This is a genomic window from Altererythrobacter sp. CAU 1644, assembly GCF_029623755.1.
Taxonomy (GTDB): domain Bacteria; phylum Pseudomonadota; class Alphaproteobacteria; order Sphingomonadales; family Sphingomonadaceae; genus Erythrobacter; species Erythrobacter arenosus.
Genome location: NZ_CP121106.1, coordinates 3,124,204 through 3,140,794, shown reverse-complemented (window position 1 = coordinate 3,140,794; position 16,591 = coordinate 3,124,204). Strand labels below are relative to the sequence as shown.

18 protein-coding genes are annotated in these 16,591 nt (G+C 61.6%); 11 read left to right on the top strand and 7 right to left on the bottom strand.

Annotated elements, in window-relative coordinates:
- Nucleotides 1–29: 29 nt before the first annotated feature.
- From P7228_RS15590 to P7228_RS15565, 6 genes are read right to left on the bottom strand one after another with little or no spacing between them, the layout of a single operon-like run.
- Nucleotides 30–908: a DsbC family protein gene (locus P7228_RS15590; protein ID WP_137678732.1), complete on the bottom strand. Its 879-nt coding sequence runs from the start codon at nucleotides 906–908 to the stop codon at nucleotides 30–32.
- Nucleotides 905–2,188, bottom strand: a complete 1,284-nt coding sequence (locus tag P7228_RS15585) for a TraB/VirB10 family protein (protein ID WP_173214071.1) — start codon at nucleotides 2,186–2,188, stop codon at nucleotides 905–907. Before P7228_RS15585 ends, P7228_RS15590 begins: the two co-directional genes overlap by 4 nt.
- Nucleotides 2,188–2,943, bottom strand: coding sequence for a type-F conjugative transfer system secretin TraK (locus P7228_RS15580; RefSeq protein ID WP_173214073.1), 756 nt, complete (start codon nucleotides 2,941–2,943; stop codon nucleotides 2,188–2,190). Before P7228_RS15580 ends, P7228_RS15585 begins: the two co-directional genes overlap by 1 nt.
- Nucleotides 2,940–3,509 carry a type IV conjugative transfer system protein TraE gene (locus P7228_RS15575; RefSeq protein WP_152434338.1) on the bottom strand — a complete coding sequence of 190 codons (570 nt, stop codon included), beginning with the start codon at nucleotides 3,507–3,509 and terminating at the stop codon, nucleotides 2,940–2,942. The genes P7228_RS15580 and P7228_RS15575 overlap by 4 nt, the downstream gene beginning before the upstream one ends.
- 11 nt (nucleotides 3,510–3,520) lie before the next feature.
- Nucleotides 3,521–3,808, bottom strand: coding sequence for a type IV conjugative transfer system protein TraL (gene traL / locus P7228_RS15570; RefSeq protein WP_173214075.1), 288 nt, complete (start codon nucleotides 3,806–3,808; stop codon nucleotides 3,521–3,523).
- Nucleotides 3,809–3,834: 26 nt separating this feature from the next.
- Entirely contained in the window at nucleotides 3,835–4,161 is a 327-nt protein-coding gene (locus P7228_RS15565; RefSeq protein ID WP_173214078.1) for a hypothetical protein, read from the bottom strand.
- Nucleotides 4,162–4,524: 363 nt separating this feature from the next.
- On the opposite strand from P7228_RS15565, the gene P7228_RS15560 reads away from it, so the two are divergent.
- Together P7228_RS15560 and P7228_RS15555 are read left to right on the top strand one after the other, a co-directional pair.
- Complete coding sequence (locus P7228_RS15560; protein WP_173214080.1) at nucleotides 4,525–4,986, top strand: hypothetical protein; 462 nt, start codon at nucleotides 4,525–4,527, stop codon at nucleotides 4,984–4,986.
- A gap of 1 nt (nucleotide 4,987) precedes the next feature.
- Entirely contained in the window at nucleotides 4,988–5,254 is a 267-nt protein-coding gene (locus P7228_RS15555) for an AlpA family transcriptional regulator (RefSeq protein ID WP_173214082.1), read from the top strand.
- A gap of 47 nt (nucleotides 5,255–5,301) precedes the next feature.
- Here P7228_RS15555 and P7228_RS15550 read toward each other — a convergent pair whose 3' ends face one another.
- On the bottom strand, nucleotides 5,302–5,688 hold the full coding sequence (locus P7228_RS15550; RefSeq protein WP_173214084.1) for a MerR family transcriptional regulator: 387 nt from the start codon (nucleotides 5,686–5,688) through the stop codon (nucleotides 5,302–5,304).
- Between the two features lie 82 nt (nucleotides 5,689–5,770).
- Here P7228_RS15550 and P7228_RS15545 point away from each other — a divergent pair, with 82 nt between their 5' ends.
- From P7228_RS15545 to P7228_RS15505, 9 genes are all read left to right on the top strand, one after another.
- Nucleotides 5,771–6,133 carry a DUF3703 domain-containing protein gene (locus tag P7228_RS15545; RefSeq protein ID WP_173214086.1) on the top strand — a complete coding sequence of 121 codons (363 nt, stop codon included), beginning with the start codon at nucleotides 5,771–5,773 and terminating at the stop codon, nucleotides 6,131–6,133.
- 8 nt (nucleotides 6,134–6,141) lie between these two features.
- The gene (locus P7228_RS15540) at nucleotides 6,142–6,786 is read left to right on the top strand and encodes a class I SAM-dependent methyltransferase (protein ID WP_173214088.1); all 645 of its coding nucleotides are present in this window, start codon (nucleotides 6,142–6,144) and stop codon (nucleotides 6,784–6,786) included.
- Between the two features lie 2 nt (nucleotides 6,787–6,788).
- Nucleotides 6,789–7,202: a hypothetical protein gene (locus P7228_RS15535; RefSeq protein WP_173214090.1), complete on the top strand. Its 414-nt coding sequence runs from the start codon at nucleotides 6,789–6,791 to the stop codon at nucleotides 7,200–7,202.
- A 64-nt stretch (nucleotides 7,203–7,266) separates the two neighbouring features.
- Complete coding sequence (locus P7228_RS15530; protein ID WP_173214091.1) at nucleotides 7,267–8,505, top strand: TolC family protein; 1,239 nt, start codon at nucleotides 7,267–7,269, stop codon at nucleotides 8,503–8,505.
- An 11-nt stretch (nucleotides 8,506–8,516) separates the two neighbouring features.
- The gene (locus P7228_RS15525) at nucleotides 8,517–9,668 is read left to right on the top strand and encodes an efflux RND transporter periplasmic adaptor subunit (protein ID WP_173214093.1); all 1,152 of its coding nucleotides are present in this window, start codon (nucleotides 8,517–8,519) and stop codon (nucleotides 9,666–9,668) included.
- Nucleotides 9,669–9,714: 46 nt separating this feature from the next.
- Nucleotides 9,715–12,936 (top strand): efflux RND transporter permease subunit, encoded by a 3,222-nt coding sequence (locus tag P7228_RS15520; protein ID WP_173216237.1) that lies wholly within the window; start codon nucleotides 9,715–9,717, stop codon nucleotides 12,934–12,936.
- A complete protein-coding gene (locus tag P7228_RS15515; protein WP_173214095.1) occupies nucleotides 12,936–15,428 on the top strand; it encodes a heavy metal translocating P-type ATPase in 2,493 nt (830 codons plus the stop codon). The genes P7228_RS15520 and P7228_RS15515 overlap by 1 nt, the downstream gene beginning before the upstream one ends.
- On the top strand, nucleotides 15,425–16,063 hold the full coding sequence (locus P7228_RS15510) for a cation diffusion facilitator family transporter (protein ID WP_152434343.1): 639 nt from the start codon (nucleotides 15,425–15,427) through the stop codon (nucleotides 16,061–16,063). The genes P7228_RS15515 and P7228_RS15510 overlap by 4 nt, the downstream gene beginning before the upstream one ends.
- On the top strand, nucleotides 16,014–16,529 hold the full coding sequence (locus P7228_RS15505; protein ID WP_234030081.1) for a hypothetical protein: 516 nt from the start codon (nucleotides 16,014–16,016) through the stop codon (nucleotides 16,527–16,529). Before P7228_RS15510 ends, P7228_RS15505 begins: the two co-directional genes overlap by 50 nt.
- Nucleotides 16,530–16,591 lie beyond the last annotated feature (62 nt).

The window sequence follows — 16,591 nt, the reverse complement described above, 5'->3', positions numbered from 1 at the left end:
CGTCGCTCCGACACGGGTCGCACCGCCGCTCATTGCTTCGATCCGGTCTTGGCATTGGCAAAGGCGCGCAGTGTCTTTGCATCACGGTAGCCGTGCAGCACCGCACCGTCGCGCGCCCGGACGATTACCGGGGTTCCGGCAAAGCCGTTGGCCTGTGCAAAGGCTTCGTTGGCATCGAGCGCAGCTGACTTTTTGCAGGTTGCGCGCGGTTCGAGGTGCTTGCCGGTGTATGCGGCATGGAGCGCCTCGACCGGGTCGGCGGCGCACAGCACCGCCTCGGACAAGCGGCGGCTCGACGCGCCGAAGATCGAGATCGGCCGTTCCTCGACAAGAACGCCTGCCTTTTCGAGTTCGCCGGTGAGCCGCTTACAGTAGCCGCACTGGAAATCCGAGAAGACAACCAGCTTCAGCCCCTTGGGATTGCCCCACAGGATCGCGCCTTCCTTGGGAAGGGCTTTGAGATCGACATGCGTCGCGACCTGCCTGTCGCGGGTTTCGGCAACGTCATGGCGCCCTCCAGTGTCCTCGCCGGCGTGGCGGGCTGCGCCGGCGGCGAGCAGGTCGGGGTTGAGTTCGAGCAGGCGCGCGGCAGTCACGTCGCGCCGCTCCTCCATGTCGTAGAGCCGCCCGACGAAGAGGTAGCGTGCCGCTTCGTCGATGTAGAACAGCGTCTCTCCCGAGACGACCTCGCACCATGGCGCGAATGTCGTGCAATCGAGCGCGTCGATCGGCGTTCTGGGCAGACGAAGCTTGAGCGCTTCAACCACATCTCGCGTGATCGCGGCCTGCGCGGGCATGGCGGTTACGATCGCGACGCCGCTTGTAAGGAGGGCTGCTGCGCTGGCGGCGGCGAGCGATATGTGCGCGGCGCGCGCCTTGAGGCCGGGCCGCTGGTTCGAGTAGTTCATTGGGGTGTGCTCCTGACATGGACGCCGTCAAGAAAGACGATCTCGACTGCGATGCCGGTCGGCATCTCGACGACGGGTTGGTACTGTTCTGCGCGTTCGATGAGGTATTTGCTGACGGTGTCGGCGGCTTCGCCCGCGCCCTGGCCCAGGCCGCCTGCGAGGATGTCGGTCGGCGAGAGCGCGTCGCGCTTGCCGTCGCTGCCGACAGGCTGCGCAAAGATGCCGTTGGCATTGGCCGAGAAGCCGCGGCCGAAGCCGCCGACGATTCCGGCGAGCAGCGCCTGGCTGACGAGGCTGCCTTCGCGGCTGACGACATTGCCGCGCACGCCCGACTTGCCGGCGAAGGCGATGAACCCCTTGACCTCGCTGACCGCGAAGCGTCCACCTGGTTGCGCGCAGGTCATGCGCACGAGCTTCACGTAAACCTTCTCGGCCGAGAGATCGCCGCGCGCCGCGCCGTTCACGAGGCAGCCGGTGAGATCGGTGGTGAGGAGCTTGTTGCCCTGCAGCACCGAGCGCGCCGGGCCGGTGATGCGCAGCACAACGGGCAGCGGATCGCTCTGGCTGGTCACGCCCGTCGAGGCGTCGACCCCGACGATCACGGTAGCAGGTGCATAGCTGTTGGGCGGCAGGTAATCGCGGCTTGCCTCGAGCAGCAGCGGCGGCGCGTTCTCGGTTGCCTTGACTTTGGCTGCGCCCGGCTTTTCGGATGAGAAGCTCAGCAGGCTTGCCTTGGGTTCGCTCGGCGGCTCGAGCGGTCCGGGAGCAAAGCCCGGAGCCTGCGGATCGACTGCGGCCGCCGGCGCGATCGGGGGATTGGCGCGGACGGTTTCGAGTTCTGAGCGCAAGGCGGCGTTCTCCGCCGAGATCGCATCGATCGCCGCCTGGCCGTCGCTCAGCATCCGCGCGTTTTCGCCGCGCAGCGCTTCGAGCTCCTGCTCGATAGAAGCCTTGGGAAGCTGGCTCTCCTGCAGGTCCTTGATCGCCTTGCCCTGCGCATCGAGGCGGTTGCCGTAAGTGGCGACGAATTCGCGCTGCGAGAGATTGCGATTGACCAGCGCGCCGGTCTCGATCGTGGTCGCGCCCGCGCCGTCGGCGCTCGCTTCATCCTCACCACCGAAGATGAACATCGAACCGGCGATGAGTGCCACCCCGCCGATCCCGGCGAGCAGCAGCTTCTGCTTCTGCGCCACCGTGCGGTTGAGATTGCGCCGGGCTTCGCCGCGCGTCTCGTCCTTGGGCGCTGCCGCGGGCGTATCGCGTGTGTCGGGATCGGCCATTATTCGAGCCCTCCCTTTGTAAAGACGAGGAAGGCCTGCGTGCTCTCGCCGGGCTGGAGGCTGTCTCGGCCATAGGCAAAGGCCAGCGCCCCGGCGGGCGCCTCGCGTTCACCGGCAAGGTCGACGGGCATCGGGCCGAGATTGCGTAGAGTAAAGGCCTGACCGATCAGCTCGGCACCTTCGTATTCGGCGACCTGCTGCACTTCGAGACTGTCGGTTCGGCGTGGTCGAGAGAGTTCGGTGCGGGCCCGGAAGCCCGGCAGAACCCCGTCGCTCGCCATCGCCTCGATCAGCCGGATCGCGGCCTCGTCGCGGGTCGGGGCTTGGCCTTCCCACTCGCTCGCCTGGGATTTGGCGAGCGCGGGATTGGTGACGAAGAGCTGGCTCGCTTCCTCGCCTTCGACGCGGCAGGTGAACTTGTAGACATAGCCCGCGCTGCTCGTCGCGAAGAAGCTGACCCTTGCGCTCGCATATTGCAGCGGCACCGAGACATAGATGTCGCCGCGCACCGGCTCGTGGGTCACCTCGAAATCGTTGTAGGGATAGCCGCTCGCCATCTTCGAGACATTGCCGAAACCGTCCTCGATGAGGGCGATACGGGTCAGCGCGCCGCGTGCGAGCACGCAGTCGATCGCGGCGCCATCAGCGGCCTCGACGAACTGGTCGGCATGTGCCGGTGAAGCGTAGGCGGCCGTGGCGATTGCCAGCGCAACGCCGGTCAGCGCGGCGGGGAAGGGGCGGGATAGGAGTGTCATGGGTTCTCCTCCTCGTTTTCGGTTGGGAGCTGGCGGAAGCCGGTAAGGCCGAGACTGAGGCCGCGGCGGTTCCAGCTGAATTCGAAGCTGCGCTCTTGGCTTGCGATCACCTGCGCACCGACGAAGGTCTTGAGCGTGCCGGTGACGACAGCGGTGAGCGCCTGCGCGTCGACCTCCATCCGCGAGATGACGAAGGCCTGGCTGATGTCCGAACCGCGCTGCTCGTCGACGATCTTGACGAGCTCGGCCTTGAGGCTCCCGTGCGCTGACGGATCTGCCACCTTGAGGACCTGTTCCATCCAGTAGTCGAGGCTCTCGGGTGCGCGATTGAGCAGCATGAGCGCGGTGTCGCGGGTTACGAGTTCGAGGTAGTGCGCATCGGTACCGCCGCTCCCGAGCGTCAGGCGCTCGGTCGTGACAGGCACCAAAATGACGCTTTCCTCGCGCGTCGCCGCCGCGCCGACCGCCAGCAGGCTGGTAAGGCCCAGCACGGCTGACAGCGCGGCGAAGCGGTTGCGCTGTTTGAGGTGACGCTGCGCTTCCTCATAGGCGAATTCGTGTCTCATGGGTTCCTCCCTCAGCCTGCAAGCAGGCGGCAGTGGGAGGGCGGCGTGGCTTTAAGACCGAGGAAGCTCCCCGGCAGATACCAGTAGGCAGCATGGACCAGTTTCGACCCGGCACCTGACGCCTTCGCCTTTCGAAGGGCGAACCAGGTGAGCCCGGACAGGGCTGTGCCGATGAGGATGTGCTGCGAAAGGATGCCCCACGCGAAGGGGACGAGCAGTCCCGCAAACTCGTCGATGGTCCAGAAGCCGATGAGCTCCGGGTCGTCGAGCCGCCGTGGAACGAGGTATCTGTCGGCCATGCCGCCCTCCCGTCGTTAGACCGCGATCAAATGGTTGCGGTCACGACCGAGGTGACGATCGGCACGCCTGTGCCGACGCCAATTCCGACACCGACCGGGACCGCGACCTGCCCAAGGGCGAAGCGGCCCGAGGCGAGCGCGATCAAACCGCCGGCAAGGCTGAGGACGGTGATGATCTTGCCGCCCGAACCTTCGAGGAAGTCAGTGAACTTCTGCAGCGCCGGATCAAAGGTCGTGTCGGCACCGGCATAGGCGGCACCGGCGCAGGCGAGCGCAATCGCGGCCGGAAGAATATAGTCGCGGGCACGAATGCCTTTAACGGATGGGCGGGGAAGGGTGATTGCATTGTTCATCGAGGAACTCCGTTTCGAACATTGGCAGCGATGCGTTCGCTGTATGTTCTTTCCTCGATTGGAAGGCAGGGTGTAGGAAAACGGAAACTGACGCACGCGGCATTCCGACCAAGAGAAATCGTCGATTCTGGGCAATCTGACCAGGCTTTGCGCGACCGGTGCAGACATTGCGGCCAAGAATACCGATCATTGCGCCACCCATACCGAAGTCTGAGATCGAGGGACCGGAATCTGCGCGAATCAAATCGTGTGACGATGAGCCAGTTTCCTACGTGTTCCTTATTTGTTCTTTTTCCTTTCCTACAGTTTGACGCGTCGCCTAGCCTGTTGGTGATTCGCTGAAGATCACCGGAAGCAGGAACAATGGCGCGAAACACAAACGACAAATGGGAAGAACTATCGCGAGGAGTCGCCGCTTTCCTCGACCATGCCGTGGACGAAAGTGGCAAGTCCCGGCGGACGATTGCCGCACAGACGAATATCAACAAGGACGCGCTCCGACGCATCCTCGCCGGGACAAGGTCAGCCACACTGCCAGAGGCGCTGGCCATCCTTGACGCGAGCGGACACGCGCCGCGCACCTCCCTGATGCTGGCACTCGCGGGGTACTCGCAGCGTAGCAAGGATTGGCAGAATAGCGGCGTGCTGGAATTTCTTGAAACCTTCATAAGCGAGTTGCCGTCTGCTTTGGATCAAGCGCTGGGCCAGAGGCTGCTCGATGTGAGACCGCGCTGGGCAAAGGGGACCGCGCACCGCACCGCCGGTCTCCTGTCGGATCACCTCGCGCAACTGGAGCGGCAGGATGAACAAAGCTTCGCTCTCTGAAATGACGACTGGTATCGAAACGGACGCGGAAGCCGTTCCTGTCGAGCCAACGCCAGACCGGCTCATTCGTCTTCCCGAGGTCATGGCGCGCGTGGGCCTGCGCCGAACGGCAATCTATCAGCGGATGCGCGAAGGCCGTTTTCCAAAGTCGCGTTCGCTCGGTCCCCGTTGCACGGTTTGGGTCGAAGCCGAGATCGATGACTGGATTGGTTCTGTTGTCGAACGCACCGACGAGATATGTCAGAACACGCCCCGAATTTCGAGATGATCATGGTTTGCGTCCCGTCACCGCTCGAATAAACGCGCGCTGTCCCGCTAGCCGGAAAGCACTTCGATTATCCGGCATTCGCCAACCGCTCCGTGCTGGCAGTCGTCGACCATATGGCGCAGTTCGGTTCGCAGTTTTCGCAAGTCACCAAGCTTCCGATCCACTTCGCGTAGGTGGAGGCTGGCAATAGAGTCCACGGCTTCGCACGATTGCGATGGATCATCCGACAAAGAAAGCAATTGGCGCACCTCCGCCATGGTGAAGCCAAGGTCGCGTGCGCGGCGGATAAACCGCAATCTGGCCAATTCGGTCGAACCATAGTCCCGGTAGTTTCCGGCGGTGCGTGGTGGTTCCTCCAGCAATCCGGTCCGTTCGTAGTAGCGGATCGTTTCGGCGGTCGTGCCGGTCTTCCGCGCCAGGGCACCAATCTTCATGGGTTTCTCGCAATGCTTGACCTTGTAGCCACTACAAGGTGCATAAGACGATTCGAAGATGCAAGCAGAACGGTAAAATCCTGTGGCAAAGAAGGACATTATTGAACTTATCGAAGCTGAGCGGTGCGTTTTCCGTGCCGCCAGGCAGTCTGGTGACCGGGCTTTGGCTTGGACCGCGCTCGAGCGGGAACATATTCTGGGCCAGGGCTTCTTCGGGCCGCACCTTCGTTCACATATGACGATGCTGGGCTATGCAGTTGAAACCCGCGATGGCCGCGAAGTTCTGGGGCAGGTCATACGTCTTGCGCTCGCTCCCCTTGGCAATCTCACCGGACGGCTCCCCTGGGGCAATACCGGACGCGCAAACGTGAGCGCATTCGCGCCAATGCCATACCCGGACGACCTCGCGGAGGTTTTCACCATCTCTTCGGACGAGGTTCGCTAGCACGCGCCATGGCAATTCTATCCAACGAACAGGTTGAACGTCTCTACGACAAGACCGCGGGAATCTATGACCGATTGGTGTCGGGGTTTCGGTGGGCCGGTCTTGGTCGCTGGCGACGCGATCTGGTTAACCGGCTTGAACTCAACGCCGGTGACCATGTGATCGATCTATGTGCTGGCACCGGCGCAAACCTCGCGTTTCTGCTTGAGAGAGTAGGACCAAGCGGCAAGGTGACGCTGGTCGACCTTTCGCAAGGCATGCTCGACCAAGCCCGTCGACGAGCGAAGCGCCTGCGAGCTAGCAATGTCGAATTTGTGCAGTCAGACGTAGCCGCCTTCCGCTTTCCGAGCGAGACCAGCGCAGTCATCAGCACCTTTGGACTGGAAATGCCACCTGACTACGCCGCGATCATCGAGCGCGCCTCAGCTGCTCTCCCGACGGGTGGCCGGATGGCCCTGCTTGGCCTGAAGCACCCCGAGCGCTGGCCGCGATGGCTGATTGAAATCGGCATAGTGCTGACCAAACCATTTGGTGTGGCGCGGGAATATGAAGAGTTCCGCCCTTGGCTTCCAGCACGCAAAGTTTTGCGCGAAGTTCATTTCCGCGAGTTTCTGGCCGGTTGTGCGTATGAATTCGTCGGTGCCAAATCGTGATCATGAAAAGACAAGCGCTCAGACAGCCGTGGTTGCGCAAGCTTTGCAAGGCTCCTAAAGGGTTGAGTAACATGCCGCGTCTTGTGTTCCCCTTCCTTGCGATCATCGCCATTCTTTTCGGTAGTGTCCTATCGTTACCTGACGCGCATGCTTCAGAAGGCGAAAGCTTCGTTCATGCGGCCGATCACGTTTATGCGCATGGGGCGGACCACTTCGATAGCAATGATCCCGAGCCGGACCATGATGGTCAGGACCATTCGGCAACGCATCATCACAATTGCAGCTTCAGCCTCGCCGATAGTGGAGTGTTCCTGGGGTCGCCCTTTGCGCGCACGAATAGCCTGAAGGGTCCGCTGGCGACTTCGATGCTCACCTCGCGCGCGCCGCCGGTTCTGATCCAACCTCCCAAAGCCTGACAGCAAATCATGTGCGAGTGCGCCTGCGCGTGCGCTCGATTGGTTTCAGTCAGGAGATACAATAATGCGGTGCTTTGCACTGGCCGCGGCCTTGATTGCCGTGTCCACGGGTTCGCCAGTATTGGCACAGGAAACAGTTACACTCGAGGAAGCGCTCGCTCGAGCGGGCGTCGGCATTGAAGGGGAAGATGACCCTTCCAGCAATCCCCGGGTTTACGGCCCTCAGGCGGAGGCCGAAGCCGCGCGTGCGGCTATCGACCAAGCACGCCTCCGACCCAATCCCGAGCTATCGCTCGAGGCCGAGAACATCGCGGGCTCCGGCGCTTTCTCCGGGCTGCGGTCGACCGAATATACCCTAGCGATCGGTCAGCCGCTCGAACTCGGCGGCAAGCGAAGCGCACGCATCGCGAGCGCACGCGCATCGTCCGATTTCGCCGGCTTGCAGAGCGAATTTGCCTTGTCGCAACTCGCTTTGGGGGTGCGCGAGCGTTATGTGCAGGCTGTCGCCGCAGGCCAACGCCTCGTTCTCGCGCGGGAAATCGTCGAGCGAAACCGTGAACTGACGCGGATCGCCAACGTGCTTGTAGAGGTCGGGCGGGAGCCGCCTCTTCGAGCTATGCGTGCACAAGCTACGCTTGCCGAGGCGGAGGCCGAATTGCAGGCTGCACAAGCAGACGATTTAGCAGCACGTCAGGCGCTCGCGGCTCTCTGGGTATCCGGACAGCCCAATCCCGCAGTATCGAACGTCTTTCCTGACTTATCGCCGCCCCTTGCACCGCCGGTTTCCGAAAATCCGTTGCAACTGCGCATTGCGGGCGCTCGAACCAGCTTTGCTGAAGCCGAAATTGCGCGTGAGCGCTCGCTTGGCGTTCCCGACCCAACGCTGTCGGCAGGCGTGCGCCGTTTTGAGGAAAGCAACGATCAAGCGTTCATCGTCGGGATTTCCATTCCGCTTCCCTTTCGCAACCGCAACCAGGGCAACATCGCAGCCGCCGAGGCGCAATACCGCGCGGCAAGCGCGAGCGAGGCGATAGCCGAGGCGGACTATCGCGTGGAGTTCGAGCGGACGCGAACGCTTTATCTGGCCGCCGAAACGCGTGTGGAGACCCTCTCCAGCGCATCCCTGCCGCAGGCTGAGGAAGCGCTCAGGCTCGTCGAAATCGGCTACCGCAATGGCAGATTTCCGCTGATCGAAGTTCTGGCGGCTGCCGAAGCGCGCGACGCCATTCGTGAAAATCTGATTCAGGCAGAAGAGACCCGCGGCCTGCTCGCGGCGCGGCTCATCTGGCTCAACGCACAGTGAGGCCCATTTCCATGGAACGTAGCCATTTGATCGCCGTAAGCGGCGTCCTGATCTTGCTGGCCGCCTTGGCCTCGGTCTTCTGGCCCGCTGACTCAAACGGACCCGACCAGCAAGCGGAACAAGTTGAAAAGAGCGAAGTCCCCGAAGGCGTTCTGCTGATCGACGAGAAGCAGATCGCAGCTTCGTCGATAGAAATCGAAGCTGTCCAATTCGGCGCAGCAACGGAGCTTGTATTCCCAGCGACCGTCGCCGCGGCGCCGAATGCCAGCGCACGGATCGATGCGCGTGCATCCGGTGTGGTGAAGAGCGTGAACAAGATGCTTGGCGATTATGTCAGGCAGGGGGAGGTGATCGCGCGGATCGAGAGCGCTGATGCTGCCGGACTGGCTGCGCAGGTCGCTGCCGCGCGTGCGCGGGTCAATGAACTGTCTGCGCTCTACGACCGCGAAAAGCGGCTGTTCGAGGCCAATGTGACGGCCCGGCAGGATCTCGAAGCGGCGCAGGCCAATCTGCAAGTGGCAAGATCGGAGCTGTCACGCGCACAAGCCGCATCCGCTGCTGCTGGTGTCAGCGGGGATGGGCGTTCGCTGGCCGTGACGAGTCCGATTTCAGGGCAGATCACCAGCGCGCCGATCGTGCTTGGCTCCTACGTCTCCGCCGGTGAAGAGATGTTCCAGATCGTGAACGCGAGCGGCTTGCAGGTGCAGGTCGCCTTGCCTGCCAGCGATGCTGCGAGAATTCGGCCGGGCGATGAAGCTACGTTGGAGCTCGGGCAGGACCGGGAGATCGGCGGACGTGTGCGCTCGGTGACCCCGGCACTCGATCCGGAAAGCCGTAGCGCGACAGCGATAATCTCACTCGCCGGAGCGGTCCCTGGATTGCAGCCAGGCGCATTCTTGCAGGCGCGCATCCGACCCTCAGGTGAAACGGATGCGACCTCGATCTCGGTGCCTGAATCCGCAGTTCAGATGGTCGAAGGCCGTGAAGTCGTGTTCGTTCGCACGCGTACCGGGTTTCGGGCGATGCCTGTCGTGACGGGATCGCGCTCGGGAGGGCGCATCGTGATCGAGTCCGGATTGCAGAATGGCCAGCGGATCGCGACCGAAAACGCCTTCCTACTCAAAGCCGAACTCGGAAAAGAGGAGGCCGAACATGGACATTGATCGGTCTGAAAGCGGTTTCGAGGAGGAGCGCAGCAGCCATGATGGCCTGATTGGCGGCGTCCTTGACTGGTCGGTGCGCAATCGCTGGGCGGTCGTAGCCCTTGCCCTAGGTGTTGCCATTTGGGGCGCGTTCAATCTAGCAAAACTGCCGATTGATGCGGTGCCGGACATCACCAATGTTCAGGTGCAGATAAACACCGAGGCACCGGCCCTCTCGCCCTCGCAGATCGAAACGCAGGTAACCTTCCCTGTCGAAACCGGACTAGCCGGTATCGAGGGACTTGAGATGACCCGCTCGATCTCGCGTAACGGCTTCAGCCAGGTCACCGCGATCTTCGAAGAAGGCACCGACATCTACTTTGCCCGGTCGCAGGTCGAAGAGAGGATCGCCAACCTGGCCTCTTCGCTTCCTGCAGGTGCGGAGCCGTCAATGGGTCCGATTGCAACCGGTCTCGGCGAGGTGTTGATGTATACCATCGAATTCGAGCATCCGGGTGGAACCGATGCGCCCAAGGGTGGTGCTGTTGGCTGGCAGAAGGACGGCAGCTTTCTCACGGACCGGGGCGAGCGATTGGACACGGCGGTGGCAAGAGCCGCCTATCTGCGCACGGTACAGGATTGGGTTGTCGCGCCGCTGATGCGTACGGCCGACGGCGTGGCGGGCGTGGACTCGATCGGTGGCTTTGAGAAGCAGTACCTGGTGCAGCCAGACCCCGACCGCCTCAACGGCTACGGCGTTTCGCTCGACCAGCTGATTACCGCGCTCGAAGCGGCGAACCAAGCCGAAGGCGCCAACTTTGTCGAAAGGGCTGGCGAAGCTCTTCTTGCACGGGTCGATTCCCGGCTGAATTCCGTAGAAGACATTGCGCAGGCAGTGGTGGCAACGCGCGAAGGTGTGCCGATCCGCGTCGGCGACGTGGCAACGGTCGAGATTGGCGGCGATCTCCGCACTGGTGCAGCCTCGCTGAATGGCGAGGAAGCCGTCGTGGGTACTGTGCTGATGCGCGCAGGCGAAAACAGCCGCACCGTAGCTGCGGGTGCTGCCGACAGGCTCGACGAGGTACGGTCGTCGCTTCCAGCAGGAGTTGAGGCGGAGATCGTCTACAACCGTTCGACACTCGTCGATGCGACCATCGTGACGGTACGCAACAACCTTGTCGAGGGCGCGCTTCTCGTCATCGTTATTTTGTTCTTGCTGCTTGGAAACATCCGCGCCGCGATCATTGCAGCTCTGGTCATCCCTTTGTCGATGCTGATGGCAGCTATTGGCATGAACCGGCTTGGCGTATCTGGCAATCTGATGAGTCTTGGTGCGCTTGATTTCGGCCTGATTGTCGATGGCGCTGTAATCATCGTCGAAAACAGCATCGCGCGCCTCGCCGCAAGGCAGGAGCACGAGGGACGTTTGCTCACACTGCGCGAACGCCTTGCCGAGACGCGGGCAGCGGCGCATGAGATGATCAAGCCAACGGTGTATGGCCAGGCGATCATCTTTCTGGTTTTTGCGCCACTCCTCACCTTCACCGGGGTTGAGGGCAAGACATTTTCGCCCATGGCCATCACGGTGATGCTGGCACTTGCCTCGGCATTCATCCTCTCGCTCACGTTCGTCCCCGCGATGATCGCTCTCTTGCTGAACAAGAAAATCAACGAACAGGAAGCAAAGCCCATCCGAATGACAAAGGAGCGCTATGGTCCGCTGCTGCGCAGAGCGCTTGCCCGTCCATGGCCTGTCATCGGTACCGGAGTCGGCGTGTTCGCGCTCGCGGCGCTTGTCTTCAGCTTCATCGGCAGCGAATTTACACCGCAGCTCGACGAGCGTGATCTGGCTGTCCAGTCATTGCGTATTCCTTCCACCCCACTGGAGCAGTCGCTTACAATGCAGCGCCAGGTTGAAGCGCGATTGAAGCAATTCCCGCAGGTTGAGCTGGTATTTTCGCGCACCGGCACGGCAGAGGTCGCGACCGACCCCATGCCGCCGAACATCTCGGATGCCTATGTTATCCTCAAACCGCGCGAAGAATGGCCTGACCCCTCGCTGTCTAAGGATCAACTTGTAAGCGAGATGGAAGAGGCGCTCGGCAATCTCGTTGGCAATCTCTATGAATTCAGCCAGCCCATCGAGCTGCGCTTTAACGAGCTTATCGCAGGCGTTCGCGGCGATGTCGCGATCAAACTCTACGGCGATGATCTCACGGCCATGACTGCGGCTGCAAACCAGGTCGCGGTCGTGCTCCGCGGTGTCGAGGGCGCGGCCGATGTGAAGGTCCAGCAGGTTTCGGGTTTTCCGACGCTCGATATAGCCTTCGATAGGCCAACGATTGCGCGCTACGGCCTCACGGTCGAAGACGTGGCGCAGTCCGTTGCCATAGCGCTTGGAGGTCGAAACGCAGGGCTGGTGTTCGAAGGCGATCGACGTTTCGATGTCGTGGTCAGGCTATCGGATGCAAATCGCAATGACTTCGACCAGCTCGGATCATTGCCGATCGTGCTTCCCAATGGAGGAACCGTGCCGTTGCGCGCAGTGGCAAAGTTTCAGGTGATCGATGGCTTGGCCGAGGTCCGGCGCGAGCAGGGTCGCCGGCTGGTGATTGTGTCCGCCAACGTTCGTGAACGTGATCTTGGGTCATTCGTCGAGCAGGCACAGTCCGAGGTTGCCGCGAATGTTGATTTGCCGTCCGCATCGTTCATCGAATGGGGCGGTCAGTACCAGAACCTGCAACAGGCTCAGCAGCGTCTGCTGATCGTGGTTCCGCTCGCCTTCGGCGTCATCTTGTTGCTCCTGTATTTGGCGGTCGGCGGTTGGGTCCCTGCGCTGGCGGTGTTCAGCGCAATCCCTATGGCACTGGCTGGCGGGGTCTTTTTCCTGGCTCTGCGCGGCATGCCTTTTTCCATCTCGGCAGCGGTGGGGTTCATTGCTCTCTCCGGAGTTGCGACGCTGAACGGCCTCGTCATGATCACAGCGATCAAGCAGCGTCTCGAGCAAGGCTTGGAACTGGGCGACGCGATCATCGAGGGCGCGATCGCGCGGCTGCGGCCGGTGTTGATGACAGCGCTAGTTGCATCGCTCGGCTTTGTTCCGATGGCGCTTGCGACGGGAACCGGGGCCGAAGTGCAACGTCCATTGGCTACGGTTGTCATTGGTGGGTTGATCACCGCCACCGCGCTCACCCTGTTCGTATTGCCTGCCATTGTAAGCCTGATCTTCGCGAGAAAACCGCGCGCGACCCAGGTTGAGACATCAGCAGCAGCGAGGAGCGACAGCTAGTGACACGGAATATCGAACTCGAACTATCGTCGCTTCTCCCGGACATTCCGAGCGACACCGACAGATGTATCGCTCGGCTGCAGTCGTTGCTCAGTTCGCGGGCAGGTGTGCATGGGGTCGAGGTCGTTGAAGGATCGAACAGTGCACCTGCCCAGCTTGCAATATCTTACGATCCCGATCGTCTCACGATCGCGCGGATCAGAGAACTTGCGCACGTAGCAGGAGCGGAAATTTCCGGGCGCTACGGGCATGTTGTGTGGCAAACCGAGGGCATTAATTCGGTGCGCCGGGCGCAGACGGTCGCAGATCTGGTAGCCCGCGAATCCGGCGTACTTGAAGCAAATGCCGATGCGAGCGGAAAGCTGGTCGCCGAGTTCGACCGCCGGCGTACCGATGAGACCGCGATTGCCAATGCGCTGCAAGAACTGGGGGTTTCAATCAAGGCCGACAAAATCGCCGCAAATGCCAGAGATGCTGAAGAACACCGCCATGACGATAAAGATCATTCCGGGCACAGTCACGGCGGCATCTTCGGCGCTAATACTGAACTCTTTTTCTCGCTCGCTTCGGGCGCATTTCTCGCCATCGGCTTCGGGATCGAGAAGCTATGGGACGGGCATCCGGTCTGGCTGCCGTTCGCTTGTTATATAGTGGCATATTTCTTCGGAGGCTTCTTCACTCTCCGAGAGGCGTGGGACAATTTGCGCCTCCGCCGGTTCGAAATCGACAGCCTCATGCTTGTCGCCGCTGCGGGCGCCGCCTTTCTCGGGGAATGGGCCGAAGGCGCGCTACTGCTGTTCCTGTTCAGTTTCGGCCACGCGCTCGAACACTACGCGATGGGGCGCGCGAAGAAAGCTATCGAAGCGCTCGCCGGGCTTGCCCCGGACACCGCACGGGTAAAGCGCGGAACTGACGTAGTTGAGATCCCGGTCGAGGAGCTTGCGCTAGGCGACGTGGTAATCGTGCGTCCGAACGAACGCCTTCCGGCTGATGGCTTCATCCTGGACGGCGTCAGTGCCATCAATCAGGCTCCGGTGACCGGCGAAAGCGTGCCGGTCGACAAGAGCGCGGTTTCGGATGTCGCTTCTGCGCGCGCCAATCCTGACAATCTTGCGGATGACAATCGCGTCTTCGCGGGGACGATCAACGGATCGGGCGCACTCGAAGTGGAAGTGACCCGGCGATCGAGCGATACGACCCTAGCCAAGGTCGTCCAAATGGTGAGCGAAGCCGAGGCTCAGCAATCTCCTACCCAGCGCTTCACGCAGCGCTTCGAGCGAATTTTCGTGCCTGCCGTGCTCGCTCTGGCCGGCCTGCTCCTTTTCGCATGGGTCGTCATCGACGAACCCTTCCGCGACAGTTTCTACCGGGCGATGGCGGTGCTTGTGGCTGCCAGCCCCTGCGCTTTGGCGATCGCGACCCCGAGCGCGGTCTTGTCCGGAGTGGCCAGAGCAGCGCGCAGCGGCATTCTGGTAAAGGGCGGCGCGCCGCTCGAGGATCTCGGTGCGCTCAAGGCCATCGCGTTCGACAAGACCGGTACTCTTACCGAAGGCGAACCCCGCATTACCGATGTCGAACCCGCGCAGGGTGTATCTGAAAACGAACTGCTTGCGATTGCTTCGGCGGCTGAAAATCTGAGCGATCATCCCCTGGCACAGGCGATTGTCAGGGACGGCAAGCAGCGGCTTGGCGATGAGACTCTGCCCGAAGCAACCGATCTCGAAAGCTTCACAGGCAAGGGCATCACCGCGCTTGTCGGCGGTGAGCGGGTGTGGATCGGAAAGCTCGAAATGTTCGGGCAAGATGGGGTCCCTCCGCTCAGTGCCGAACTGTCGGATGCTATAGAGTCCATGCGCGAGCGCGGGCGGACGACGATGGGCGTTCGCTCGGAAACGCGCGATCTCGGAGCGATCGGCTTGCTCGACACGCCGCGTGCGGCGGCAAAGGCGACGCTCGAAGCGTTGCGCGGCCTCGGGATCACCCGAATGATCATGATCTCGGGCGACGACCAAAGAGTGGCCGATGCGGTTGGAAAGGAAGTCGGCCTCGACGAGGCCTGGGGCAATCTCATGCCCGACGACAAGGTCAAGGCCATCCGCAAGCTTGCCGGCCAGGACAAGGTTGCGATGGTCGGAGACGGGGTCAATGACGCTCCGGCCATGGCGAACGCAACGGTCGGAATAGCAATGGGGGCTGCCGGATCGGACGTTGCATTGGAGACAGCCGATGTCGCGCTGATGGCCGATGATCTCGCCCGACTGCCTTTCGCCGTCGATCTGAGCCGACAGACCCGGTCGATCATCCGGCAGAATATGATCGTCAGTCTCGGAATTGTCGTCGTGCTCATCCCGGCAACCATTTTCGGTCTCGGGATAGGCCCCGCTGTCGCGGTTCACGAAGGATCGACACTGATCGTGGTCGCCAACGCGCTCCGGCTGCTGGCGTATAAGGAGAAGGGCGGCACAAAAGAGAGAACGGGGAAGCCAGTATGAGCTGCAACGATGACTTCGATCTGGATTCGGCGGACAAGCGACGCACATTGTGGATCGTATTGTGGCTCAACGTCGCAATCGCGGTTGGTTTCTTTGTCGTTGCCTATTTTGCGGACTCGAACGCGCTCTTGGCCAACGGGCTCGACAATTCATCCGATGCATTTGTCTACGCGCTCAGTCTTCTGGCTCTCACCCGTTCGCAATCCTGGAAACGAGGGGCCGCGCGTTTCTCAGGCATTATGCTCCTAGTCTTCGCCGGAGGCGTTATCGCCGATGCCGTCAGGCGTTTCATCGAAGGCTCCGAGCCGGGCGGCCTGATGATGATCGCCATGGCGGGCATCGCGGCGGTGGTGAACCTCATATGCCTGCGCATGCTCCAGAAGCTTCAGCAAAAGGATGTCAATCTGCGCGCAGCGACCACGTTTAGCTTTAACGATTTCATATCGAACGGCGGTATCATCGTCGCCGGGATCATCGTTATGCTTACAGGCGCAAATTGGCCGGATCTCGTGGTTGGGATCGCGGTTGCTGGCATCGCCCTGTATGGCGGGATCGATATCCTTCGCGATGCGCACAGGGATAAGCATGAGGAAGCGGGCACCCAACATATCAAAGGCGACGAATTCCGAAGATGATGCTCGAATTTTGCATTTTGGCCGCTGGATTGCCTCGGCTCCTTATTCAGACTATCGCAGCTTCGTGAAATTTGTTCGCGCCTTGACCCTGATTTGCTTCAGCTTTGGACTGCTTGTGCAGGTTGCTGCGCAGGCGGCCGTTCCGCAGAGCGAAATGGCTGGGTCGGCTGATTGTGCTGAAATGGCGCAAGGCATGGCCGAGCACGGCATGTCTGAACACGCGATGCCCGAACAGATGGTTTCCGAAACGGACCCGGCCGAACAGCATGGCTCATGCTGCGAGATGAGCCTCGATTGTCTCGTAGCCATGAATTGCCTGCCACCGCTGGCGCTTGCGGGTCCGGGACTGGCGCATGCAGGACCGTTTCCTGTTGCGCCTACGTATCTGGCCGCTAGCGCCAACAGGCTCGACAGCCAGCCTCGACCGCCGGAATCTCCGCCTCCACAAACCGAACTCACCATCTAGCATTTCCCGGGCGGTGCTCTGCGCCGTTTGCGAGCTTGACGGATTACTTGACTTGCGCCGTG